The sequence below is a fragment of the Yersinia entomophaga genome (assembly GCF_001656035.1).
Lineage (GTDB): Bacteria > Pseudomonadota > Gammaproteobacteria > Enterobacterales > Enterobacteriaceae > Yersinia > Yersinia entomophaga.
Genome location: NZ_CP010029.1, coordinates 3,511,924 through 3,535,719, shown reverse-complemented (window position 1 = coordinate 3,535,719; position 23,796 = coordinate 3,511,924). Strand labels below are relative to the sequence as shown.

Here is a 23,796-nt window from a genome sequence, read left to right as displayed (position 1 = left end):
TAATCGTCCGCATAATATAGATAATGATAATCATTTACAATTTGTTGCGTACCAATAATAGAACAAGAATGTTTCATTGATGTGGAAAAATAAAATCGATAAAAAAGCCTCTGTCTCGATAGACAAAGGCTCTGATTTTCAACAACGTGATTAAGTATTACAGCAACTCAGTTTGTGCCTCGACGACCGCCAGTGCCACCATGTTCACAATACGACGTACTGACGCGATCGGCGTTAAAATATGCACCGGTTTCGCCACGCCCATCAATACCGGACCAACGGTTACGCCCTCAGATGAGGTCACGCGCAATAGGTTGTAGCTGATACGCGCTGCTTCCATATTCGGCATAATCAACACATTAGCCGCACCTTTCAACGGACTGTCCGGCATCAGGTCATGGCGAATACTTTCCACCAAAGCCGCATCGCCGTGCATTTCGCCGTCAATTTCCAACTGCGGTGCCATTTGGTTGACCAATTCCAGAGTACGACGCATTTTACGGGCTGATGGGCAATCCGCAGTACCGAAACTAGAATGAGAAACCAGCGCTACTTTTGGCTCAATACCGAAACGACGCACGGTTTCTGCCGCCATCAAAGTAATTTCAGCCAGTTCTTCCGGGGTTGGATCGTCATTAACATAGGTATCAGCGATAAAAGTATTACCGGTTGGCAACAACAAGGCGTTCATCGCGCCAGCCACGTGTACGCCATCACGGAAACCGAAGACTTTCTCCACCACCGAATAGTGCTCATGATAATTGCCGATGGTGCCGCAAATCATGGCATCGGCTTCGCCGCGGTGCAGCATAATAGAACCGATCACCGTCGTATTGCTAATCACGGCACGACGCGCCTGCTCCTGAGAAACACCCCGGCGTTTCATGATCTGGTAGTACTCTTGCCAGTATTCATTAAAGCGAGGATCGGATTCGTTATTCACCACTTCAAAGTCTTTACCCGCAACGATTTGCAGCCCCAGTTTCTTCAGTCGCATATCAATAACGCTTGGCCGACCAATCAGAATAGGGAATGCGAGCCCTTGAGAAACAAGCTCTTGAGTCGCATGCAATACTCTTTCTTCTTCCCCTTCTGTCAGGACTACTCGTTTCAGCTCTTTTCTAGCCTGAGAGAAGATCGGCTTCATAAACAGGTTGGTTTTGTAGACGAATTCTGAAAGTTTCTCGACGTAAGCATCGAAATTTTCGATTGGACGCGTGGCTACGCCAGAGTCCATGGCCGCTTTGGCTACCGCAGGGGCGATTTTGACGATCAGGCGTGGGTCAAAAGGCTTAGGAATAATGTATTCAGGGCCGAAGGACAGGTCTTGTTCGCCGTAGGCTGAAGCCACTATGTCGTTTTGTTCCGCCAGAGCCAGATCGGCAATAGCGTGAACGCAGGCCAGCTTCATCTCTTCGTTAATGGCTGTGGCACCCACATCCAGTGCGCCGCGGAAGATGAACGGGAAACACAGAACGTTATTCACCTGATTCGGATAATCCGAACGGCCGGTACAGATTATCGCATCAGGACGCACGGCTTTCGCCAGCGGCGGTAAAATTTCCGGCTCTGGATTCGCGAGCGCCATAATCAACGGATTAGGGGCCATGGTTTTGACCATGTCCTGCGTCAATACGCCGGGGCCGGAGCAGCCAAGGAAAATATCGGCGTTTGGAATGGCATCTCCCAAAGTACGCTGGCCGTTATCCGTAATGGCATACGCGGCTTTGGTCGCCTCCATATTGGGTTCGCGACCTTGATAAATAACGCCTTTTGAGTCGCAAACCGTAATATTGTGACGTTTCAGCCCCAGTGCAACCAGCAGATTCAGACAGGCAATGGATGCAGCCCCTGCCCCGGAAACCACCAGCCTAACATCAGAAATATCTTTCTCAACTACGCGCAGACCGTTCAGAACAGCTGCAGTACAAATAATCGCAGTGCCGTGCTGATCGTCGTGGAATACCGGAATGTTCATCCGTTCGCGCAGTTTTTGTTCAATATAGAAGCACTCTGGCGCTTTAATATCTTCCAGATTAATACCGCCGAAGGTCGGTTCCAGTGAGGCGATAATGTCGATCAACTTATCGGGATTATGCTCGTCAACTTCAATATCAAAAACATCAATACCTGAGAATTTTTTAAACAGAACGCCCTTGCCTTCCATAACCGGTTTTCCGGCTAAAGCGCCAATATTACCTAGCCCCAGCACCGCAGTGCCGTTAGAAATCACCGCAACCAAATTGCCGCGCGCAGTATATTTATAGGCAGCCAAAGGGTCGGCCGCAATCTCCAGACAAGGTGCCGCTACGCCAGGAGAATACGCCAGCGCCAGATCTCGTTGCGTGGCCAGCGGCTTGGTTGGCGAGACCTGGATTTTACCCGGAGTGGGATATTGGTGAAAATCCAGGGCACTTTGTTTCAACTGTTCGTCCATTATAGGATCCCTTTTGCTTTTATATGTTGAGAGGTAAAATCAGGAACAGAACCAGTATAGTGAGTCAATAGGCCTAAACCATGAAGCAGCCCAAACTCTTCGCAACATTTTACGCTTTAGTTACTTACATAAGATGAATTTGTTGAAAAGTGCCTCGGTCATTCAAACCAGCCCTTAATCTGCGCATGCTGTAGCAGCATGATGGTTTTGCCGTCTTTGATGCGACCATCGGCAATCATCGCCAGCGCTTCTTTGAAGGGAATTTCCAGAACCTCTATATCTTCGTCATCAATACCGCCACCGGCATAAATACGCTGTTCCGGCAGATATTCCGCAGCAAAGAAATGCACCAGTTCGGTGACGCCGCCGGGTGACATATACGCAGCAAATAGTTTTTCCACTTCGCCAATTTCAAAACCGGTTTCTTCTATCGCTTCCCTGCGAATACAGTCTTCCGGAGTATCCGCATCCAACAGACCAGCGCAGGCTTCTAATAACATGCCGCTTTCATTGCCGTTAACATATGTAGGCATACGAAATTGGTTGATTAATATTACGGTTCCTTTGGCGCGGTTATATAACAAGATAGTGGCACCGTTGCCTCGGTCGTAGACTTCACGCTCCTGATGGACTAACTCACCGTTTTTTCTTTTTAAGTCGTAAGAATATTTATTCAGCACATACCAATTATCAGATAATAACGTGCGTTGGATATTCTCGATTTTTGCTGACATATATTCAGTCCGTATCATGTAATTGAAGTTTTTTTTCCTGGCGCTAGCTAACGCTAGTGGAGATAACTTTGCAATAAAAAAACACCTCGTCAGCAAAAGCCAGCGAGGTGTTGAAAAATACAGCACTCAGATACGAGGAGGGAATTAAAAGCCGTTAGGAATTTCCCGCATATCCGGTAGTTTATGGGCAATACCTTTATGGCAATCTACGCAGGTTTTGCCTTCGGTAATCGCGCTATTATGCATTTTGGCCGCCACGGTTTTCTGCGCGGTGAAATCCATATTGTCGAAGTTATGACAGTTTCGACATTCTTGCGAATTATTGGCTTTCATACGCGCCCATTCACTCTGCGCCATCGTCAGCCGGTGCGCCTCAAATTTCTGCGGCGTATCAATCAAACCAAAGGTTTTCGCGTACAGTTCTTTACTGGCTTTGATTTTACGCAACATTTTCGGGCCCCATTCGTGCGGAACGTGGCAATCCGGACAAGTGGCTCTGACGCCGCTGCGGTTACTGTAGTGAATAGTGCCCAAATATTCCTGGTACACGTTGTCTTTCATTTCATGACAACTGATACAGAACTTTTCGGTGTTAGCCATTTCCATTCCGGTGTTGAAACCACCCCAGAAAATAATCCCAGCAACAAAACCGATCAGCAGTAACGTCCCTAGCGCCAATCGGCTCGGCCTGCGCCACCACTGCCATAACCGCCGGATCACACCCGGTTTTTTTTCCTCTGTCATAACTACCTCGGTTATTTACCAAAGCCCGGTGCAGGCTGGAAGGTGTTTTCTACAATGGGCGCCGCGTCCGTTTGCGGCACATGGCATTGCAGGCAGAAATATCGACGCGGCGAAACTTCGCTCGATACTTTTCCATCACGATCGATAAAGTGGGTCGGACTGACGCGCGGTGCACCGGTGGTGCGATAATGTTCCACGCCGTGACATTGTAAGCAGCGATTGGTGTTTTTGCTGACCTGATAACCCTCCACGCTGTGAGGAATCATCGGTGGTTGGTTAACATAGTTCAGCGCCATACGCTGTTGTTGTTTAGGCATTTTTACCTTGCCTTCCTGAGTTCCGGACACCTCCGGCGATTGGCTCAAATCCATTTCGACATTGCTGGCGGCATAAGCCGCTCCGCCCAAAATCAGTGCCACTAGCACCAACCAGCGGCTAAACGACTTAAACATTTTGTTGTTCATTATTTGGCTCCCGAAAGACACTTCATCTTTCCCTAAATCGGCCTGCGTGCCTTAAAACGGCTCCGACAGCAGGCTGGGTATCAGGGTTAAACCTTTTCCAATTTCACCGCGCATTTTTTAAAGTCGGTTTCTTTGGATAACGGATCGGTGGCATCCAAGGTCAGGTTATTGACCAACTGCGCCGCATCGAAGAACGGCATAAACACCAATCCTTGCGGCGGACGGTTACGGCCACGGGTTTCCACCAGAGAAATCACTTCACCACGTCGGGAAATGACTTTCACTTTGTCCCCTCGGCGTAGATCCCGCGCTCGCGCATCCAGCGGGTGAATAAACAGCACCGCTTCAGGGAAAGCACGATGCAGCTCCGGAACCCGACGCGTCATAGAACCGGTGTGCCAGTGCTCCAGCACGCGACCCGTTGACAGCCACAGGTTATATTCTTCATCAGGACTTTCTGCCGCTGGCTCATAAGGCAGCGCAAAAATCACCGCTTTGCCATCAGGTTTACCGTAGAAGCGCACGCTTTCTCCGGCTTTTACGAAAGGATCGAAACCTTCCCGGTAGCGCCACAGGGTTTCCTTGCCGTCCACCACCGGCCAGCGCAGACCTCGCTCCTGATGATAGCGATCGAAAGGTGCCAAATCGTGACCGTGGCCGCGACCAAAATCGGCATACTCTTCGAACAGCCCTTTCTGGATATAGAAACCAAAATCACGCGCTTCATCGTTCAACTGATCAGCCGGAATTTCGCTTAATGGGAATTTATTCACCACGTTGTTGGCGTACAGCACGTCAAACAGCGTTTTACCGCGATACTCCGGTTTCTGATCCAACAATTGAGCAGGCCATACTTCTTCCACTTTGAAACGTTTGGAAAACTCAACCATTTGCCACAGGTCGGATTTGGCCTCACCCGGTGATGGCACCTGCTGGCGCCAGAACTGGGTACGACGCTCAGCGTTACCGTATGCGCCCTCTTTTTCTACCCACATTGACGTCGGCAAAATCAGGTCTGCGGCCAGCGCGCTGATGGTCGGATAAGGATCGGAAACCACGATAAAGTTACGTGGATCACGCCAGCCCGGCATACGTTCTTCGTTGATATTCGGCCCGGCCTGCATATTGTTATTACACATCACCCAATACGCATTAAGAGTGCCGTCTTTCAGCGCGCGATCCTGAGCCACGGCGTGCAAACCGACTTTCTCTGGGATCGTACCGGCTGGCAGTTGCCACTTGGTTTCAGCAATTTGGCGATGTTTCTCGTTGGTCACCACCATGTCGGCCGGTAAACGGTGAGAGAAAGTGCCCACTTCACGAGCAGTGCCGCAGGCGGAAGGCTGGCCGGTGAGAGAGAACGGCCCGCAGCCCGGCTTGGAGATTTTCCCGGTTAACAGGTGCAGGTTGTAGCACATGTTATTCGCCCACACGCCACGGGTATGCTGGTTAAAGCCCATGGTCCAGTAGGAAACCACTTTCACTTTTGGACTGGCATACAGCTGCGCCAGCGCTTCCAGTTGATCTTCCGGCACGCCGCTCATTTTAGAGGTTTTTTCCAGCGTATATTCCGCCACGAAGGCTTTGAAGTCTTCAAAACTCATCGGCTCCGACGCGTCGCTGCCTGGATTTTTCGCCGCTTTTTCCAGTGGATGAGTCGGACGTAAACCGTAGCCGATATCGGTGGCACCGCGACGGAAATTAACGTGACGATCGAGGAAATCCTGATCTACCGCGTTATTTTGAATAATATAATTGGCAATGTAATTCATCATCACCAGATCGGTTTGAGGCGTGAAGACAATCGGATTGTCAGCCAGCTCAAAGCTACGATGTTCGAAGGTCGAAAGGACGGCAATTTTAACATTAGGATCGGTTAAACGACGGCTAGTCATCCGCGACCACAGAATGGGGTGCATTTCCGCCATATTCGAGCCCCACAGCACGAATGCATCGGCCTGCTCAATGTCGTCATAGCACCCCATTGGCTCATCCATACCAAAAGTACGCATAAAACCCACTACGGACGATGCCATGCAGTGACGAGCGTTAGGATCGAGGTTATTCGAGCGGAAACCGGCTTTCATTAACTTAGACGCGGCGTAGCCTTCCCAGATTGTCCACTGGCCGGAGCCGAACATTCCCACGGCGGTAGGGCCTTTTTCTTTCAGCGCATTTTTAAATTTTAGCTCCATGATATCGAAGGCTTTTTCCCAGCTTACCGGAGTAAACTCGCCTTCTTTATCGTACTGGCCATCTTTCATACGCAGCAGCGGCTGGGTCAAACGGTCTTTGCCGTACATGATTTTCGGCAGGAAATACCCTTTAATACAGTTCAGCCCACGGTTGACGGGTGAATCCGGATCGCCCTGCGACGCCACGATACGGCCATTTTGCGTCCCCACCAGTACACCGCAGCCGGTACCACAGAATCGGCAAGGTGCTTTGTCCCATTTAATCGTATCTGCACCACCCACCACGGCTTTGGCCACGGTGGGTATGGTCATCCCCGCAGCGGCGGCGGCGGCCACTGCGGCATTGGCTTTCATGAAGTCCCGACGACTGAGTTTCATGGTTGTTCCTCACCTTGCTCATCCTGCTGGTGATATACCAGCGACACAACCAGCACGCCGGTCAAATTACGCGCTGACTCAATTTGTCTCAGGAGCACGTCTGAGCGCGCTGCCTGCATAACCACCACCAGTTTTCCCTGTTGGGCGTCACTGGTGGGTATTTCTGTTCCCGGAATCGCGAGTAACTCGTCGATTAACCGGGGAATGCGTTCCGGTTTGGCTTGCACCACCAGACCGCAAACATGCCATTCTTTATCTTCCATCTTCGCTCCGGGTAAGAGTCACGGCCTGTACCGGACATCCGGGCACACAGGCTCCGCATCCGTTGCAGGCGTCGATCTCTAATTCTGGTTGGGCAATGCCGTTTAAACGCGGGCGGAATCCGATCGCCCGGCTTTCGCAGCTATCCTGACAGCTACGGCATTCGATGCCTTTAAAAGGCAGACAACTTGCCGAGAATGTGGCTTTCAACTGCCACGGTTCGCGATCCGGCGAGGTAAAAACCGGTGCCTCGCAGGCGGTTACGCAATGAGTACAAAAAGTACATTCGGCACGTTGGAAATCTATCTCGGGGAACCCCCCGCGGCCGGCAATAAGCACTCCGGTTTCGCAGGCGTGGATACAAGCGTGGCAGCGCGTGCAGCCAGCCGTGAACTCAGCTTCGGCAACCGACCAGGGCGGCCGGATAACGGAAGACGAATGGTCAGCATTGCGCCGCCAATGCCCTGAAAGCAATCGGCGTCGGGACAAATCGGCCATACTGATACCCTTGACATTGCTGGCAACACTGCTTGCCATTTATTTAAATACCTAATTGCTTCCAGATTATTATGTGGTTTAGCAAATAGGACCCGGCTGCTCTGGCCGGAAAATCAAAATGGTGATAATTATTATTATTCGTATTACCACTAAATGGTTTCCCTAGTTTGGTAACAGTAGATACCCAATTATTGGTAAAAACATAATTACCCTTTAGAGTTAATCAGAGGGAAAGATTGCGCCAGATCAATTATTTCCAGCGTTATTTGTCCTTTCCCTCCTGCTTTAACCGATTTGCGTTATTTATATTTTTACATAACGATTTAACTAACGGCTGAATCAAGATTAAGCCAAGATGAGCACGATCAGTATTTTCATGATTATTTTATTTATCAAATAGAATAATCAAGGTGATCTTATTTATTAAATAATTCGCATAACTGTATGCATATAAAATTAATCACCTAATAACCGTTTTACCGTGTTATATAGACAGAAATCATGAATTAAAGCAGAACAGGTTTATAATATTCAGGGCGGTTGCGGTACAATAAATAGCGGATCGTACCGTTTTAACGGAGCGTAATGGGTTCCAGGTTACGCAATAAAAAGAATCCACTTTAGGTTGGCTAAAGGTTTTTCGGCTATCACCACGTAATTCCACCATAATCTTGCTACCGGAATCGGCATAACCTTGCCTGTTGCGGTACGTTTTACTGGCTACAGGGAGCATTACCTATCATGACGACAAATCACACCATTATGATTGTTGACGACCATCCGTTAATGCGTCGCGGCATCAGGCAGCTGTTAGAACTGGAAACGGCATTTACCGTAGTCGCCGAAGCCAATAACGGCGAAGAAGCATTGGAATTGGCCAGTCAAACTCTACCCGACGTTATTTTGCTCGATTTGAATATGAAGGGAATGAACGGCTTAGACACGCTGAAAGCGTTACGTAACGACGGCATTGGCGCCAGAATTATCGTATTAACCGTTTCGGACGCCCGCAGCGACGTGTACGCCATGATTGACGCCGGCGCCGACGGATACCTGTTAAAAGACAGCGAGCCAGAAATTCTGCTGGAGCATTTGCGGCAGGCCGCTCAGGGAGAAAGCGTGTTCAGCGAAGAAGTGCAAGAGTATCTCTCCTCTCGCCACGAACAGATTAATCCCTTTGCAGAACTAACCGAGCGTGAATTGGATGTTCTTCAGGAAGTTGCGCGCGGCATGTCCAATAAACAGGTAGCTTTCGAGCTACATATTTCCGAAGAAACGGTGAAAGTTCATATTCGTAACCTGTTACGTAAACTGAATGTGCGTTCACGGGTCGCCGCCACCATTTTGTATCTGGAAAACAAGCGCCACTGAGACTAACCCCGGTCAACCGGGGCTACTCTATGGCCGCTAAAATGACTTTATGGTGCTCCAGCACCCACTTTTTATTCAGCGGCCCCCAGCTTTCCAGGCAGTAAAAACCGTCATTATTTCTTATCCCGTCCTGAACAAAGGTTAAAGTGACGCCCAGCCCCGGCAAGGCTTTCAACACGTCCTGCAAGGTGCGCCGCGGCCAGCCGGTTAACGCCATTAATCGCGGCACATTGGGCTTATCACTTACACTAAGTAACCAGCACAGATAAAGTCGCCGGGCGAATACCGGATTGAGTTCCATAGTTATATCCTGTTTAAAGATACTATTTTGGTTCAAGGACGTTCTCAGGCGACATTGCTGTTCGACGCCAAACCGCCGGACATCAATCTGCGCGATGAGAAATAACCTCTGGATATCGCGAGTTATGAGCAATAAGGCAGCAAAAAAAAGCGACCTTGTGTTTTTTTACACTATCTCCTTTTTTTCTCCACGTTTCATCACTGATTCACACGTAAAGTAGCGACAGATTCACAAAAGTAATATTTTTCCTATTCCAGTGATAAGGTCACGCTTAACGAGGTTCCCGCTACATGGCAAATTTCTTCATCGATCGCCCCATTTTTGCATGGGTGTTAGCGATAATTCTCTGCCTGACCGGGATGTTGGCCATTTTCTCTTTACCCGTCGAACAGTATCCTAATCTGGCTCCGCCAAATGTGCGGATTTCTGCCAGTTATCCGGGTGCGTCGGCTCAAACGCTCGAAAACACCGTCACTCAGGTAATCGAACAGAGCATGACAGGCCTGGACAACCTGCTGTATATGTCCTCCCAGAGCAGTAATGCCGGGAGTGCCAGCGTCACGCTGACTTTCCAGGCCGGCACCGATCCAAATGAAGCCATGCAGCAGGTGCAGAACCAGTTACAGTCTGCGGTTAAAAAGTTACCGCAGGATGTCCAGCAACAAGGGGTTAACGTCTCTAAATCTGGTGATAATACCCTGATGATGCTCGCGTTTGTCTCTACCGACGGCAGCATGGATAAACAGGATATTGCCGATTATGTGGCCAGTAACCTGCAAGATCCAATCAGCCGTATTGAAGGCGTCGGCAGCGTGGATGCCTTTGGTTCCCAATATGCTATGCGCATTTGGCTCGATCCTTCCAAGCTAACTAACTACCGATTAACCACTCAGGATGTCGTGGATGCCATCAAATCCCAGAACAGTCAGATTGCCGTCGGGCAGCTTGGCGGTACGCCTTCGGTGGATAATCAAGCACTGAATGCCACCATGAACGCTCAATCCCAATTGCAAACCCCAGAACAGTTCCGTGAAATTACCCTACGGGTGAATCAAGACGGCTCATTGGTGACCTTAGGCGATGTCGCAAAAGTTGAGCTGGGTGCAGAGAAATATGATTATCTCAGCCGGTTTAACGGGCAGCCCGCGTCAGGAATGGGTATCAAACTGGCCTCTGGTGCCAATGAATTACAAACCGATAAGCTCGTGAAAGCGCGTATTGCCGAACTGGCTCCGTTCTTCCCCCACGGGCTGGAAGCCAAAATCGCTTACGAAACTACCCCTTTCGTACAAGCCTCAATCAAAGACGTAGTCAAAACCCTGGTTGAAGCGGTGCTATTGGTGTTTCTGGTTATGTATCTGTTTTTACAAAATTTCCGTGCTACTTTAATTCCGACCATCGCCGTTCCGGTAGTGTTATTGGGGACGTTCGCCATTTTGTCGGCTTTCGGGTTTAGCATTAACACCCTCACCCTTTTTGCCGTGGTATTAGCCATTGGGCTGTTGGTAGATGACGCCATCGTGGTGGTGGAAAACGTCGAACGCGTCATGAGCGAAGAAGGATTGCCACCAAGAGAAGCCACACGGAAATCTATGGGGCAGATACAAGGGGCGTTAGTCGGTATCGCACTGGTGCTTTCAGCGGTATTTATCCCTATGGCCTTCTTTGGCGGCACGACCGGCGCGATTTACCGTCAGTTCTCTATTACTATCGTTTCTGCCATGGTTCTGTCGGTTTTAGTCGCTCTCATCCTGACGCCAGCGCTGTGCGCCACCTTACTCAAACCGGTCGTAGCCGGGCATCATCACGGTAAACGTGGATTCTTTGGCTGGTTTAACCGTATGTTTGACCGCAATGCGAAACGCTATGAAAACGGCGTCGCTCGGGTTTTACATCATAGCCTGCGCTATATCCTGGTTTATTTACTCTTACTCGGCGGCCTGGCGTTTTTATTCCTCAAGTTACCGACTTCGTTTTTACCGCAGGAAGACCGCGGCGTATTTATGGCTCAGGTTCAGTTACCCGTCGGTTCCACTCAGCAACAAACGCTGAAAGTAGTGGAAAAAGTGGAGAATTACCTCCTGACGGAAGAAAAAAATAACGTGCTATCGGTGTTTTCTACCGTGGGTTCAGGCCCCGGCGGTAACGGGCAAAACGTTGCTCGCCTGTTTGTCCGTTTGAAAAGCTGGGATCAGCGATCCAACAGTCAGGATTCTTCTTTTGCCATTATTGAGCGGGCAACCCAGGCTTTTAACAAAATTACTGAAGCCAAGGTTTCAGCCAGTAGTCCCTCAGCAATTTCAGGTCTGGGCAACTCCTCTGGCTTTGATCTGGAATTGCAGGACCACGGCGGTCAGGGGCACGATAAATTAATGGCCGCGCGGGATGAACTGTTACAGCTAGCGGCCAAACAGCCAGAGCTGACGCGAGTTCGTCATAACGGTCTGGACGACAGCCCGCAGCTGCAAATCGATATCGATCAACGCAAGGCTCAGGCACTGGGCGTATCGCTGGATGATATTAATAACACGCTGAAAACCGCCTGGGGCTCAACTTATGTGAATGACTTTGTCGACCGCGGACGGGTGAAGAAAGTTTACGTTCAGGCGGAAGCTACCGCTCGAATGCTGCCGGAAGACATCAATAAGTGGTATGTCCGGAATAATAGCGGCGGCATGGTGCCTTTCTCTGCCTTTGCCACTACCCGCTGGGAATTTGGCTCGCCGCGTCTCGAGCGTTACAACGGTTATTCCGCACTGGAAATTGTCGGGGAAGCCGCCCAAGGCGTCAGTACCGGTGCTGCAATGGACATCATGGAAAAGCTGGTGAGCCAGTTACCGAATGGTTTCGGGCTGGAATGGACAGGCATGTCCTATCAGGAACGCCTGTCCGGTTCACAGGCTCCGGCGCTTTACGCTATCTCGTTATTAGTGGTGTTCCTGTGTCTGGCAGCGCTGTATGAGAGCTGGTCTATTCCGTTCTCCGTTATGCTGGTAGTGCCTTTGGGGGTGATTGGTGCCGTCGCGGCGACCTGGATGCGCGGGCTGGAAAACGATGTGTATTTCCAGGTCGGATTGTTGACTATCATCGGGCTATCGGCCAAAAACGCCATTTTAATAGTCGAGTTTGCCAATGAATTAAATAACAAAGGCAAAGATCTGGTTCAAGCCACGCTGGAGGCCTCGCGTCAACGCCTCAGACCTATTTTGATGACTTCATTGGCCTTTATCTTCGGCGTATTGCCTATGGCTATCAGTCAGGGCGCAGGCTCTGGCAGCCAGCACGCTGTGGGTACCGGCGTCATGGGCGGCATGATTTCAGCGACGGTTCTAGCCATCTTCTTCGTGCCATTATTCTTTGTTTTGGTTCGCCGTCGTTTCCCGGGAAGGCCGATTCGTGGGAGCCAGCCTAATCAGGCTGATGAGCACTAATTCTTTATTCATTCACAATGATTGCGCCAATCGTTCACTATTTCAGTGAATTGATTGGCGCCACATCTTCAGAAAAAAATAACGATATTGTATGAGTGAATGATTAATCAATATTAAATTTTCCTTAACAATCCCCTGCTAAATTATTTCCTAATAAATAGAGGAAGTAATACATTCAGCGGAGAAAACCACATTATTAATGTCGACTAAAAAGTTATTGTTATTTGATAAGTTATTCATCGGATAACGTGAATAATATTGACGACATCTAAAATAGCTTTCATATCAAACGTGCCGTGACCCAAATAAAAAAGGCAGATTCTTTGAGAACCTGCCTTTTTGCGAGCGAGTCACTCGCTCCCTGGGTAAATCTAAGTCATACAAAATAGCATCAACCGCTATTACTCATTTATCGAATTATGCCTTACTCAGCATTGACTCGATAAACTCTTTCCATGTGTTTAACTCTACATCAACCATAATGTCCTCTCTAATAACCGCCGTGATTATACGATTAGTTTTCGAACAAATAAAGGCGAAATAATAGACTAATCATTTAGGATATAATTTCGTTGGCGGAGATATTGAAATAACTCAGGTTATTACACATGCAGGCTTGCCTGTTTCAGCCCGACAGAGTAGCGTGCGGGTTATTCTCACATTAACGCGCCATATGCCATGAAACACACCATAGATTCTCTGGAAAAACTGGGCCGTTATGACGATGCCATGACTTTGGCATTCAAATTACTGGTTGAAGATCCCCATAACGGTAGCCTGCTGCATAAAATTGCCTCGTTGTACGACGTTCAGGGTTTAGAAATGCAGGCGATTCCATTTTATCTGACCGCCATTGACAACCATCTGGGCGCAGAAGAATTACAGGCAGTTTATCTGGGATTAGGCAGTACCTACCGTACTCTGGGTCTATATAAAGAATCGCTGGATGTATTCGAAAAGGCATTAACGCAATTCCCTGATGCCAAAGAGATAACGCTATTTCGCGCCATGACGTTATATAATCTGGGCGAAACCAAAGACGCTGTCGCCTCATTGCTATTGCTTCTGGCAGAAACCTCTAACCATAAAGAAATCAGCCTATATCAACGGGCAATTCGACAGTACGCAGCAGACTTGGATCGGATTGGCTGATGCAGAGAATAAATGGCTAATCTAAGAAACGCCACCCGCAACGGGGTGGCAATTGCATTATTTCTGACTCAGTTTAATTAACCGTAGAGTTGAGAATAAACGCATTTTATCATTATCATTCAAATTCATCTGATGCACGATATCCATAAAACGTGGCCGTTCGCTCTGTTCAATGGTTTGACCGGAAGCCAGTAGCGAATAAATTTCTGCGATCAATTGCTTACTTAAATTGGCGATTTCAGGCCGGATTTTATCTAGGCTGCGTAGTTCCCATCCCTTTGCCGGTTTAGATAACCACTCGGCCCGATAACGATATTGAATCGCCTTAGCCGCATCCATCGAAGCGATAAAGAAGGGTTTAATCGATTCAGGATCAATCCCCTTTCTTTCAGCCTCATCCATCACCTGCTGCAATACCCGTTTTTCCTGCGCTAAATCTTCAATAGGCAGATGATGGGCGGCCTTATAGCCCGCGACATCTTTCATATAAGATAAACGCTGATCAATCAGCGAAAATACGCCATCTGGCCCGGCAGCACTGGCTGTAAACATCGTCATACAACATCCGAAAAAAACACAAAAGCGTAATATTCCCTGCATATTAATATCCCTATCTAAACAAGCACCGAAATAAGGATCTACGTTATCAGGACATAAACTGAAATGGCAACCCTCTCCGGCTCAACCTGCGCGAAATACCCCATTGAGGGAATACGACAATAGCCGTCTGGATTCACAGGGCATTTTGCCGCATTATGTGATGTAGCCTAAATCCGAGGTTCCATACAACTTTTGGGTTTACCCGCACTCATTTGCCCATAATTTTGTAGAGGCCATTGTTATTTATGTCAGATAGCCCGGAAAATCCCCCAATTAGCCTCTATGGCATTAAAAATTGCGACACGATTAAAAAGGCCCGCCGCTGGCTGGAAGACAACGCGATTCCCTATAGGTTTCACGATTACCGCGTTGACGGATTAACCGATACGCTTTTGCAAGGTTTTATCGAACATTTAGGCTGGGAATCCCTGCTGAATACTCGCGGCACCACCTGGCGTAAACTGGATGAAGCGCAGCGCGCCGCCGTGGTCGATGCGCATACCGCCAAGGCTCTAATGCTGGAACAACCGGCAATCATTAAACGCCCGGTGCTGGAAGCGGCAAACGGCGGCATTTTGCTCGGTTTCAAACCTGAGAGCTATCAACAGTTTTTTGCAGAGGTGCGTTAAGATGAGCTGCCCCGTTATTGAACTTGCCCAACAGTTAATCCGTCGCCCCTCTCTCAGCCCAGAAGATGCCGGTTGTCAGGAGATGATGATCCAGCGCCTACAGGCGATTGGTTTTACCGTCGAACCGATGAATTTTGGCGATACGCTAAATTTCTGGGCGTGGCGCGGTGAAGGCGAAACCCTGGCTTTTGCCGGCCATACCGATGTGGTGCCCACCGGCGATGAAAGCCATTGGACTAATCCGCCGTTCGATCCGGTCATTCGGGACGGTATGCTTTATGGCCGTGGTGCTGCCGACATGAAAGGTTCACTCGCCGCAATGGTAGTGGCCGCTGAGCGTTTCGTCGCCGCTAATCCGAATCATAAAGGGCGTCTGGCCTTTATGATCACCTCCGATGAAGAAGCGAAGGCGATTAACGGCACGGTGAAAGTGGTCAACACGCTGATGGCACGTAACGAGCGGCTGGACTATTGTCTGGTTGGTGAACCATCCAGCACTGAACGCGTCGGTGACGTGGTGAAAAATGGCCGCCGCGGGTCAATCACCGCCAATCTGCGTATTCATGGCGTTCAAGGTCACGTCGCTTATCCTCATCTGGCGGATAATCCGGTGCATCGCGCGATGCCTGCATTGCAGGAACTGGTTACCACTCAATGGGATGAAGGCAACGAATTCTTCCCGGCGACCAGTATGCAAATTGCCAACGTGCAAGCGGGAACCGGCAGCAACAACGTTATCCCAGGCGAACTTTACGTTCAGTTTAACTTCCGTTTCAGCACCGAATTGACCGATGCGCTCATCCGGCAGCGTGTCGAAGCTTTGCTGGAGCGCCATCAACTCAATTACAGCATCGATTGGGTGCTTTCCGGTCAGCCGTTCCTGACCGCACGCGGAGCTTTAGTGGATGCGGTGGTGAACGCGGTAGAGTTGTATAATGAGGTGACGCCTCAACTATTGACCACCGGCGGCACCTCCGATGGGCGTTTTATCGCACTGATGGGCGCACAGGTGGTTGAACTAGGCCCGGTTAACGCCACTATTCACAAAGTAAATGAATGCGTTAACGCGGCTGATTTGCAGTTACTTAGCCGCATGTATCAACGCATTATGGAACAATTGATCGCATGATGACCCCGGAAATGCTGACCGGCAAAACCTGTGAGCATCTGGTTCCGCTCAGTGGGAATCACCGTCTGCAACCTCAGGCCGTAAAAGCGTTTCTCGCTATGCAGCAGGCGGCTAAAGACGCTGGTCTGAATCTGCAACCCGCTAGTACCTTTCGGGATTTTGAACGACAATTAGCAATCTGGAATGGTAAATTCCGCGGTGAGCGGCCAGTATTAGATCACAACAGCCAGCCGCTGGATATTTCAGGAATGAGTGCGGGCGAACGCTGTGAGGCCATTCTGCGCTGGTCAGCATTACCGGGTGCCAGTCGTCATCACTGGGGCAGCGATTTGGATATTTACGATCCGACCCTGCTGCCCGAAGGGGAAAAACTACAGTTAGAGCCTTGGGAATATGAAGCTGGCGGATATTTTTATTCTTTAACCCAATGGCTTAGCGCCAATATGGCCAATTTTGGCTTCTATCGCCCCTTCGTTGAAGACAGCGGCGGCGTAGCGGTAGAGCCATGGCATTTAAGCTACCGACCATTGGCGGACCAGGCTGAGCATTTACTCACGCCAGAACTGCTGCTTGAAGCCTGGCAACAACAGGACGTTGCCGGTATTGAGTGGCTTGCCAGCCATTTACCACTGGTATTCTCGCGTTTCATATCGACAACCAAAGGAGTGCGCCCATGCAATGGTTAGCAGATTACTGGTGGATTGTACTGATCCTGCTGGTAGGGATTATTTTGAATGGGATCAAAGAGCTGCGTCGGCTCGACCATAAGAAGTTTTTGAGCAATAAGCCGGAGTTACCGCCACACCGAGATAATAATGCTCAATGGGACGACGACGATGACTGGCCGGATAATAAGAACAAAAAGTAGCCTGCGATCATTCTTTATATAGGATAAAACAGCTAGCGTTCTGATTATTAAGCATAAAAAAGGGCAAGCGCGATATTCTCAGACGCTTGCCCTATTTTTTTGGCAGCTTATCGGAAAGCGATGAGTTCACCGCGTTTACCGGACAAAGCCTCATCCCAATAATGCTGGGGCACATAGTAACGCAGGCGTTCCAGTGCGGAATCCATCATGCCCTGATTAATCGCATGGCCATTATCTTCCTCCAAATCTAGCGTGACATCTGCGCCTAAAGTGGCTAAACGAGTCGCCGCCGCTTTACTTTGTTCAACGTTGATAACATTGTCATCTTCGCCGTGAATCAGATGGATAACCGTATCTTTTGGCGCCTGCTCCGGCAAGGTAGCAAAACGTCCACTAAATGCCACTACTCTCCCAGCCAGTTGAGGTTCCGCTTTAACCGCTTCGAGGGACATAATTGACCCTTGAGAAAAACCGACCAGCGCCGTGGCCTGCGCGCCCAGTCCGCTTTGTTGCTGCCAGTGGCGTACCACCGCGACAAACTGCGGTAAAACTTCATCAATACGTGCCTGCCGGTTATCTTCCGTTATACCCTGCACGGAAAACCATTGGCGTCCATTAACCAGGCCGCTGGCGAAAGGTCCGCCGATACTGACCACCAGCGCCTGCGGGAATTCTTTAGCAAAATAGCTGCCGATCTGCCCCATATTGACTGGATTATCTCCTACACCGTGAAAGAGCAAAATCAGCTGCTCAGCCGGTGTCGCGGGGCTTTGTACAACGAAATGCTCGTGGTTCATAGGATACTCCTTAATTCAATAAATACTGGCTCTACGGAGCCGAAAAGGTGCCCCTGTATTCAGGTAGCGATAGAAATACTATACGCCGCTGCGACGAGATGAATATCGGGTTTTCTTGAATGAGTTATTCCATTTATTGCAATGATGGGAATGGCATGGCGCTCTGATAACGCCCGCAGGTGAATCTAGCTCTGGCTCGCCGGACTAAGATCAAAACCTACTCCCCCTTTACCCTTTCCTGCCACCGACCCGTCAACGCCACATCCCATTCACTCAATCCAAGCGCAGTTTCTTCCCGCCAACGGGCAACCAGCGCTTTTCGTCCGCTAAGTTTCAGGTTTTGGCTAATCTCCGCAGTAGACACCCCTTCCTGTAAATATTGTCGCAATGCCGGTAGCGGCAAAATACTGTGCAGTAACAATCGGTTCAACGCCGCCAGACTGGCTTCTATCGGGCGGAAACCAAAGGCAAATCCAGCCAGTTCCTGCCAGTCATTTTCATCGAGAGCCGTATCTGCGCAATCGGGGAAAGGCAACGTCAAATCTATCCAACGACGCAACCAGCGCCAGTCGCGAGCCAGTTGCTCCTTTGCCGCCAAACATAGTGCTACCGCGTCAGATGTTAACGGTAAAATTCCCATTGCTGCGTAGCAACCGCTGCTTGCCTCTTTATGGCTACCGATTCTCACCAGTTCAAAACCGCAGGACTGCCAGAATTGCCATAAATCCTCGGTAAAACCAAAACTGACGGAGAGAAAATCCACACCTTGATCTTTTGCCCGCCGAGTTTCTTCAGCGATAATTTGTCGCGCAATGCCCTCACGCCGCCGTTGCGCCAGCACTGCAACCCGACTCACCCGACGAGAACGCAGCGTCGGCGCCCACCACAGTCCTCCGTGAGCCGCCAGAGACTGCGCTACCAAGCTGCCTCGCGGCCTACGCCGTCCCGCCCAAACTTCCCAAGCTAATTCCGCCGTTAATCCACCTTCATCCACCAACCATAACGCGCCAATCACCTGCCCAGCACTCACCGCAGCGGAAAAATGCATTCCCGGCGCGTCCATCAAACGTCGTAAATCCAGCGGAGAAGTTCGGTAATGAGCGCTACATAACAAACCATAAAACTCGGCTAAAAGATCGGGATCGTTGAGCCAATCCTGCTGCTGGCAACGACGGATCGTTACCAAACCGGCTGAGTCAGTGGCGATCGGATCGGTAAACAGCAACGCGCGGTCCAAACAATTTTCTAACGGATCGTTATTTGCCCAACGAATAGGATCTTTTAAAGTGAAACCTTGCCAGTGAGGTAACGACGCGCAGAACTTCAGCAAAAATCCACGTCCAGTACCTTCATAACCCTGTACGGTACTGATCAATAATACACGTGGGAAATGAACTAACATGGCGGATAGCTGCGGCGTCGGGATCGCAGCGGCCTCATCGACAATCAGCCAGTCTGCGTCATGATTGGCTTCAGTTTCAAGGTGTTGCAATAATGCATCCGGAGCCCAGAATTGTGCTTTTCTATCGCCGCAGTGATTGAGTATTTCAGTGGCTGACCGAGTCGGCCCCGTAACCCAACAGGCACCTGGCCACTGGTTTACCAGCATTCCAGCCAGCGTCGATTTGCCACGGCCACGAGGCGCGGTCACAACCCAAATATCAGCCTCAGAACGCAACAGCGCATACAAAATCGCCCGCTGCTCTTGAGTAGGCGCGCCCGTTGCCGGTTGCCAGGTTGCACGCTTGGCAAACTGCGGCGGTTGAGCCACCTGATGTTGCCGCCACACTATGGTTTCCGCATCAGCCAACATATGCCGTTGCAAATGACGAATGAAATTCGGCGTGGCAATCGGCTGCGTAAGCTCGCTCCAGCGCAGGCTGTCTTCATCCGGCTGCATTGGCCAGTTTTCCCACTCTGGCACCAGCAAAACCAACCAGCTTCCCGCCTGCAACGTTCCAGCCAAAATCGCCAACGCATCGATATTCAACCCTTGGGTAGCATCGAAAAAGCCGTGCAGGCGCTCCTGTCCCAATAAGGTTTTTGCCGATAATGGAGCAATCATTTCAGCGGAATCCGGCCCCTGTTCAGCCAGCCAAACGCCACTGCCTAATCGCTGATACAGCGCTTTCGCCTGTTGGCGGCTCCAGTCAGCGCAACCGCTCAATACCACCAAACGGCGTATGCCCTGCTGCACCATCTGCGGCTGTAAGGCAACCAGAGTGTCAATCACGTTATTGTTTACCGATAACCAGTGACAGCAAGCCAGCGGCGATTAACGGGCCAACCGGCACACCTTTAAACAGCGCTACGCCCAATACTGTGCCGACTAATAGTCCGGCGACTACCGAAGGCTGATGCGTCATCAAAGACACCCCGCGCCCACCCAGCCAGGACACTCCGATACCGACAGCTATCGCCAGAATCGATTTCCAGTGAACAAAGGAGTTAAGTACCTCGCTGGCGCTAATTCGTCCGCTGGCGATAGGCGTCATCACACCAATAGTCAGAATCAGTATCCCTATGGTTAAACCGTATTTTTCCACTAGCGGAAAATACTGGTTCAACGGCGTAATACGGATGGCCAGCAAGGTTAAAATCGCCAGCGTTACCGTCATGTTGTGACTGATAATACCCAACGCAGCCAATCCCAGCAGGATTAGCAATGTAGGATCGAGTGTAGCCATGGTCATCCCTACCTTTTAGTCAAAGTGCAATGTAGTCAAAAAGTAAAATATTCAAAAAACAAATGCCGGTCGCTAATGCGCCGGCAAGGATCGGAGAATCATGCTGTCACGCAGCGATGAAGTATTTTAGCGGCTGGCGAAAGTGTTACAACTGTTTGGGTCACCGCTGTCAAAACCGCGCTTGAACCAAGTGTAACGTTGCTGGGATGTGCCGTGGGTAAAGCTATCCGGCACAACTCGCCCCTGACTCTTTTGCTGAAGACGATCGTCGCCGATGGCCTGCGCAGCATTGAGAGCTTCCTGTAAATCACCCTCTTCCAGTACCTGTTGCTCATCCATCGCTTTGCCCCACACGCCGGCAAAACAATCGGCCTGGAGTTCCATCTTCACGGAAAGGCGGTTAGCTTCAACCTGAGAGGCTCCCTGCTGTTGCTGGCGTACTTTGGCATCAATCCCTAACAAATGTTGAACGTGATGCCCTACTTCATGAGCAATAACATAAGCCTGAGCAAAATCACCGCCAGCACCCAGCTTATTTTTCATCTCTTCGTAGAACGATAAGTCGATATATACGGTGCTGTCCGCCGGGCAATAGAATGGCCCCATAACCGATTGCCCAGTACCGCAACCGGTACGCGTTGCGCCGCGATACATCACCAGTTTCGGATCCTGATAGGTTTTGCCCATCTTCTGGAAAATAGGTTTCCAGGTATCTTCGGTATCGGCCAGCACAACCTTGGTAAACTTGGCCATTTGCTCATCTTTCGGGCTAATTGGCGCACTGGATTGCTGGTTGGTTTGCTGCGTCGGATCGCTGCCGTTGAGCAACGGCGTGAGATCCACACCGTAATAACCGGCTACCAGCACCACAATCAGGATTACCAGCCCGCCCCTGCCTCCAATCGGTGGGCGAAAACCACCGCCGCCACCAGATGAAGCTCCCCGACGATCTTCCACATTGTCACTTTCACGACGACCTTGCCAACGCATAGCTTTACTCCAGAACAGACTTTCCACTCATCGTAGAAAATCATATGGATGAATACCATTAAAAATAGTGTCGTAAGAAAGAAATGGCAGGATTTTAATCAAAAACACAGAAATAGAGGGGAGAAACGAACGCTCTCCCCTGATTAACGAGATTGGAAAAACAACGTAATCGATTGCGCGGTTAGTCTAATTTAACGCCGATACGGTGCGCAACTTCCTCGTAGGCTTCAATCAAACCACCCAGACTTTGACGGTAACGGTCTTTGTCCATCTTATTCAGGGTTTTCTTGTCCCACAGGCGGCTGCCATCCGGAGAGAACTCGTCGCCCAACACCACTTCGCCGTTGAACAAACCGAACTCAAGTTTGAAGTCCACCAAAATCAGACCGGCGTCGTCAAAGATTTTGCTCAGTACGTCGTTCGCTTTGTAGCTCAATTCTTTCATACGAGCCAAATGCGCTTCGCTAGCCCAGCCAAAGGTTGCACAGTAAGATTCATTGACCATTGGGTCATGCATGGCATCGTTTTTCAGAAACAAATCATACAGCGGCGGGTTCAGTTCCAGACCTTCTTCAATGCCCAGACGCTTAACCAAAGAACCGGCGGCACGGTTACGAATCACGCATTCTACGGGAATCATATCCAACTTTTTCACCAACACTTCGGTATCAGAAAGCAGGCGCTCCATTTGGGTCGGGATACCGGCTTCTTGCAGTTTGGTCATAATGAAATGGTTAAACTTGTTGTTGACCATGCCTTTACGATCGAACTGCTCAATGCGCTGACCATCCAGTGCTGACGTATCGTTACGGAACTCCAGTACCAACAGGTCAGGATTTTCGGTGGTATAGACGGTCTTCGCCTTCCCACGATACAACTCAGCTAGCTTTTGCATCTTATTACTCCAATAGTGTGACAATCTTTGATAAAGAATGACTATGTTGACAAAACTGGCATTAACAAAACGAATGTTAACAAAATTAACTTTACCTACAGAGCCGCGCCGCATCGTTCCAGCACCGCCCGATATAGCTAATAAACACAAAGACAAAAGGGGCCGAAGCCCCTTTGTTTAGTTTGCGCTCGTCTGGCTGAACGCGGCCTGCAACACCGCCACCAACGCATCGTTCTGCGATTGGCTTAAGGTATGGCCCTTAGGATCAATAAACTGCAAGCTGCTGCGGTTATCAAGATCGCCGACCTGAAGTTTGTAATCGCCTTCTTTCAGCTCCGGATCTTTCGCACCCAACGCATCCCAGCTACTGCTGCTCATAGATTTGTAGGTCACGGCCACGGTACCCTGTGGACGGCTGCGGTCGCTCACTTTCATGCCCATTTTCTCCAGCGCAGCTGGTAGACGTTCCCACAGCGTGGCGTAAGGTACACGGACGATCAGGTTCGGCAAGCCGGTATCGTCACTGCCGCTTTGAACATCCAGAGAACCCACTTTGCGAGCGGCCTGATTGTTTTCAGCGTCGGTACGGACTTTATCCAGACCTTCAATAATGGTGTTCAGCATTGCGCCGTTATAACGCTGAATAGCGCTATATTCGGTGACGGGTTTCCCCCCCTGCTGCAGTTCCAGTGATTTCACCACCAGCGACAACTGATAACCCTGCTCTACGACGCTCACCTGATAGCGGCCTTCGAACTGCACGTCTTCATCGCCGCGGCTCCACTTGATCCAGTCGGTAGTCAGCGTTTGATTCGCATCCTGACGGCTGGCAACCGGCAGATTCTTATCCTGAATCACGCGGGTGACCTGGCTCCAAAGGTTACGATTCTGCGGGCTACTTTCTAACAACAGCTTGCTGGTATCGCTAGTATATTCCGTGCGCGAACCGCTCAACAGCGCCAACGGCTGCACCGGAGGACGAATGTCCAGAGCCTTGCCGACGTTGCCAGTAGAACGAACTTCACGAATATCAAAATCACCGTTTTGCAACGGCAGAATCATACCAGCAGGTGCGTTAAGCGGCTTGAGCGCCGGCGCATCGAGATAGGCTTCATCTCCGCTAACCTGACGTTTATAGCGTTGATCCGTTGTACAAGCTGCCAGCAGCATGACCAACGAAACACCCACAACCTTTGCCACCATCGACTTTTGCAATGATATTGCCATCAAATTTC

22 protein-coding genes are annotated in these 23,796 nt (G+C 50.0%); 7 read left to right on the top strand and 15 right to left on the bottom strand.

Features of this window, described 5'->3' with window-relative positions; all coding sequences use genetic code 11:
* Positions 1 to 157: 157 nt before the first annotated feature.
* The 7 genes from maeB to napF form a co-directional block, all read right to left on the bottom strand.
* Positions 158 to 2,437: an NADP-dependent oxaloacetate-decarboxylating malate dehydrogenase gene (maeB, locus tag PL78_RS15915; RefSeq protein ID WP_064516990.1), complete on the bottom strand. Its 2,280-nt coding sequence runs from the start codon at positions 2,435 to 2,437 to the stop codon at positions 158 to 160.
* Positions 2,438 to 2,595: 158 nt separating this feature from the next.
* Complete coding sequence (gene nudK, locus PL78_RS15910; protein ID WP_064516988.1) at positions 2,596 to 3,171, bottom strand: GDP-mannose pyrophosphatase NudK; 576 nt, start codon at positions 3,169 to 3,171, stop codon at positions 2,596 to 2,598.
* 144 nt (positions 3,172 to 3,315) lie between these two features.
* Positions 3,316 to 3,915 (bottom strand): cytochrome c-type protein NapC, encoded by a 600-nt coding sequence (gene napC / locus PL78_RS15905; RefSeq protein WP_064516986.1) that lies wholly within the window; start codon positions 3,913 to 3,915, stop codon positions 3,316 to 3,318.
* 11 nt (positions 3,916 to 3,926) lie between these two features.
* Positions 3,927 to 4,379, bottom strand: a complete 453-nt coding sequence (gene napB, locus PL78_RS15900) for a nitrate reductase cytochrome c-type subunit (protein ID WP_064516984.1) — start codon at positions 4,377 to 4,379, stop codon at positions 3,927 to 3,929.
* Positions 4,380 to 4,465: 86 nt separating this feature from the next.
* The gene (napA, locus tag PL78_RS15895) at positions 4,466 to 6,952 is read right to left on the bottom strand and encodes a nitrate reductase catalytic subunit NapA (protein ID WP_064516982.1); all 2,487 of its coding nucleotides are present in this window, start codon (positions 6,950 to 6,952) and stop codon (positions 4,466 to 4,468) included.
* On the bottom strand, positions 6,949 to 7,215 hold the full coding sequence (napD, locus tag PL78_RS15890; protein ID WP_064516979.1) for a chaperone NapD: 267 nt from the start codon (positions 7,213 to 7,215) through the stop codon (positions 6,949 to 6,951). The genes napA and napD overlap by 4 nt, the downstream gene beginning before the upstream one ends.
* Complete coding sequence (napF, locus tag PL78_RS15885; RefSeq protein WP_064518489.1) at positions 7,205 to 7,711, bottom strand: ferredoxin-type protein NapF; 507 nt, start codon at positions 7,709 to 7,711, stop codon at positions 7,205 to 7,207. Before napF ends, napD begins: the two co-directional genes overlap by 11 nt.
* Positions 7,712 to 8,452: 741 nt before the next feature.
* On the opposite strand from napF, the gene narL reads away from it, so the two are divergent.
* Positions 8,453 to 9,082 carry a two-component system response regulator NarL gene (narL, locus tag PL78_RS15875; RefSeq protein WP_064516976.1) on the top strand — a complete coding sequence of 210 codons (630 nt, stop codon included), beginning with the start codon at positions 8,453 to 8,455 and terminating at the stop codon, positions 9,080 to 9,082.
* Between the two features lie 22 nt (positions 9,083 to 9,104).
* On the opposite strand, the gene PL78_RS15870 is transcribed toward narL, so the two are convergent.
* Positions 9,105 to 9,383 (bottom strand): winged helix-turn-helix domain-containing protein, encoded by a 279-nt coding sequence (locus tag PL78_RS15870; protein WP_064516974.1) that lies wholly within the window; start codon positions 9,381 to 9,383, stop codon positions 9,105 to 9,107.
* A gap of 290 nt (positions 9,384 to 9,673) precedes the next feature.
* Here PL78_RS15870 and acrD point away from each other — a divergent pair, with 290 nt between their 5' ends.
* Positions 9,674 to 12,814: a multidrug efflux RND transporter permease AcrD gene (acrD, locus tag PL78_RS15865; RefSeq protein ID WP_064516972.1), complete on the top strand. Its 3,141-nt coding sequence runs from the start codon at positions 9,674 to 9,676 to the stop codon at positions 12,812 to 12,814.
* Positions 12,815 to 13,492: 678 nt separating this feature from the next.
* Positions 13,493 to 13,966: a tetratricopeptide repeat protein gene (locus tag PL78_RS15860; protein ID WP_064516970.1), complete on the top strand. Its 474-nt coding sequence runs from the start codon at positions 13,493 to 13,495 to the stop codon at positions 13,964 to 13,966.
* 57 nt (positions 13,967 to 14,023) lie between these two features.
* Here the strand turns inward: PL78_RS15860 and PL78_RS15855 are convergent, their stop codons facing one another.
* Positions 14,024 to 14,524, bottom strand: coding sequence for a chorismate mutase (locus PL78_RS15855; RefSeq protein ID WP_235600982.1), 501 nt, complete (start codon positions 14,522 to 14,524; stop codon positions 14,024 to 14,026).
* A gap of 287 nt (positions 14,525 to 14,811) precedes the next feature.
* Between PL78_RS15855 and PL78_RS15850 the strand changes: the two genes are divergently transcribed.
* The 4 genes from PL78_RS15850 to PL78_RS15835 are packed head-to-tail and all read left to right on the top strand — an operon-like array spanning position 14,812 to position 17,192.
* Positions 14,812 to 15,195, top strand: a complete 384-nt coding sequence (locus tag PL78_RS15850) for an ArsC family reductase (RefSeq protein ID WP_064516966.1) — start codon at positions 14,812 to 14,814, stop codon at positions 15,193 to 15,195.
* Position 15,196: 1 nt separating this feature from the next.
* Complete coding sequence (gene dapE, locus PL78_RS15845; RefSeq protein ID WP_064516964.1) at positions 15,197 to 16,324, top strand: succinyl-diaminopimelate desuccinylase; 1,128 nt, start codon at positions 15,197 to 15,199, stop codon at positions 16,322 to 16,324.
* 11 nt (positions 16,325 to 16,335) lie between these two features.
* Positions 16,336 to 17,010, top strand: a complete 675-nt coding sequence (locus tag PL78_RS15840) for a M15 family metallopeptidase (protein WP_064518487.1) — start codon at positions 16,336 to 16,338, stop codon at positions 17,008 to 17,010.
* Positions 16,998 to 17,192, top strand: a complete 195-nt coding sequence (locus PL78_RS15835) for a YpfN family protein (RefSeq protein ID WP_064516962.1) — start codon at positions 16,998 to 17,000, stop codon at positions 17,190 to 17,192. Before PL78_RS15840 ends, PL78_RS15835 begins: the two co-directional genes overlap by 13 nt.
* A 107-nt stretch (positions 17,193 to 17,299) precedes the next feature.
* Here the strand turns inward: PL78_RS15835 and ypfH are convergent, their stop codons facing one another.
* The 6 genes from ypfH to bamC all read right to left on the bottom strand — a co-directional run bounded on the left by ypfH (position 17,300) and on the right by bamC (position 23,788).
* Positions 17,300 to 17,989 carry an esterase gene (ypfH, locus tag PL78_RS15830; RefSeq protein ID WP_064516960.1) on the bottom strand — a complete coding sequence of 230 codons (690 nt, stop codon included), beginning with the start codon at positions 17,987 to 17,989 and terminating at the stop codon, positions 17,300 to 17,302.
* A gap of 217 nt (positions 17,990 to 18,206) precedes the next feature.
* Positions 18,207 to 20,222: a tRNA(Met) cytidine acetyltransferase TmcA gene (locus PL78_RS15825; protein ID WP_064516958.1), complete on the bottom strand. Its 2,016-nt coding sequence runs from the start codon at positions 20,220 to 20,222 to the stop codon at positions 18,207 to 18,209.
* Between the two features lies 1 nt (position 20,223).
* On the bottom strand, positions 20,224 to 20,676 hold the full coding sequence (locus tag PL78_RS15820; protein WP_064518484.1) for a DUF441 domain-containing protein: 453 nt from the start codon (positions 20,674 to 20,676) through the stop codon (positions 20,224 to 20,226).
* Between the two features lie 126 nt (positions 20,677 to 20,802).
* Complete coding sequence (gene ypfJ, locus PL78_RS15815) at positions 20,803 to 21,666, bottom strand: KPN_02809 family neutral zinc metallopeptidase (RefSeq protein WP_064516956.1); 864 nt, start codon at positions 21,664 to 21,666, stop codon at positions 20,803 to 20,805.
* A 181-nt stretch (positions 21,667 to 21,847) separates the two neighbouring features.
* Positions 21,848 to 22,561 carry a phosphoribosylaminoimidazolesuccinocarboxamide synthase gene (gene purC / locus PL78_RS15810; RefSeq protein ID WP_064516954.1) on the bottom strand — a complete coding sequence of 238 codons (714 nt, stop codon included), beginning with the start codon at positions 22,559 to 22,561 and terminating at the stop codon, positions 21,848 to 21,850.
* A 177-nt stretch (positions 22,562 to 22,738) separates the two neighbouring features.
* Positions 22,739 to 23,788, bottom strand: a complete 1,050-nt coding sequence (gene bamC, locus PL78_RS15805; RefSeq protein ID WP_064516952.1) for an outer membrane protein assembly factor BamC — start codon at positions 23,786 to 23,788, stop codon at positions 22,739 to 22,741.
* Positions 23,789 to 23,796 lie beyond the last annotated feature (8 nt).

Bases quoted from the DNA above. Each gene is read 5' to 3' on its own strand.
- dapE (WP_064516964.1), top strand. From the start codon at position 15,197: ATGAGCTGCCCCGTTATTGAACTTGCCCAACAGTTAATCCGTCGCCCC.
- ypfH (WP_064516960.1), bottom strand. From the start codon at position 17,989: ATGAACCACGAGCATTTCGTTGTACAAAGCCCCGCGACACCGGCTGAG.
- purC (WP_064516954.1), bottom strand. From the start codon at position 22,561: ATGCAAAAGCTAGCTGAGTTGTATCGTGGGAAGGCGAAGACCGTCTAT.
- PL78_RS15835 (WP_064516962.1), top strand. From the start codon at position 16,998: ATGCAATGGTTAGCAGATTACTGGTGGATTGTACTGATCCTGCTGGTA.
- napD (WP_064516979.1), bottom strand. From the start codon at position 7,215: ATGGAAGATAAAGAATGGCATGTTTGCGGTCTGGTGGTGCAAGCCAAA.
- napC (WP_064516986.1), bottom strand. From the start codon at position 3,915: ATGACAGAGGAAAAAAAACCGGGTGTGATCCGGCGGTTATGGCAGTGG.
- PL78_RS15860 (WP_064516970.1), top strand. From the start codon at position 13,493: ATGAAACACACCATAGATTCTCTGGAAAAACTGGGCCGTTATGACGAT.
- napF (WP_064518489.1), bottom strand. From the start codon at position 7,711: ATGGCCGATTTGTCCCGACGCCGATTGCTTTCAGGGCATTGGCGGCGC.
- napB (WP_064516984.1), bottom strand. From the start codon at position 4,379: ATGAACAACAAAATGTTTAAGTCGTTTAGCCGCTGGTTGGTGCTAGTG.
- PL78_RS15840 (WP_064518487.1), top strand. From the start codon at position 16,336: ATGCTGACCGGCAAAACCTGTGAGCATCTGGTTCCGCTCAGTGGGAAT.
- ypfJ (WP_064516956.1), bottom strand. From the start codon at position 21,666: ATGCGTTGGCAAGGTCGTCGTGAAAGTGACAATGTGGAAGATCGTCGG.
- PL78_RS15870 (WP_064516974.1), bottom strand. From the start codon at position 9,383: ATGGAACTCAATCCGGTATTCGCCCGGCGACTTTATCTGTGCTGGTTA.
- bamC (WP_064516952.1), bottom strand. From the start codon at position 23,788: ATGGCAATATCATTGCAAAAGTCGATGGTGGCAAAGGTTGTGGGTGTT.
- narL (WP_064516976.1), top strand. From the start codon at position 8,453: ATGACGACAAATCACACCATTATGATTGTTGACGACCATCCGTTAATG.
- PL78_RS15820 (WP_064518484.1), bottom strand. From the start codon at position 20,676: ATGGCTACACTCGATCCTACATTGCTAATCCTGCTGGGATTGGCTGCG.
- napA (WP_064516982.1), bottom strand. From the start codon at position 6,952: ATGAAACTCAGTCGTCGGGACTTCATGAAAGCCAATGCCGCAGTGGCC.
- PL78_RS15855 (WP_235600982.1), bottom strand. From the start codon at position 14,524: ATGACGATGTTTACAGCCAGTGCTGCCGGGCCAGATGGCGTATTTTCG.
- nudK (WP_064516988.1), bottom strand. From the start codon at position 3,171: ATGTCAGCAAAAATCGAGAATATCCAACGCACGTTATTATCTGATAAT.
- acrD (WP_064516972.1), top strand. From the start codon at position 9,674: ATGGCAAATTTCTTCATCGATCGCCCCATTTTTGCATGGGTGTTAGCG.
- maeB (WP_064516990.1), bottom strand. From the start codon at position 2,437: ATGGACGAACAGTTGAAACAAAGTGCCCTGGATTTTCACCAATATCCC.
- PL78_RS15850 (WP_064516966.1), top strand. From the start codon at position 14,812: ATGTCAGATAGCCCGGAAAATCCCCCAATTAGCCTCTATGGCATTAAA.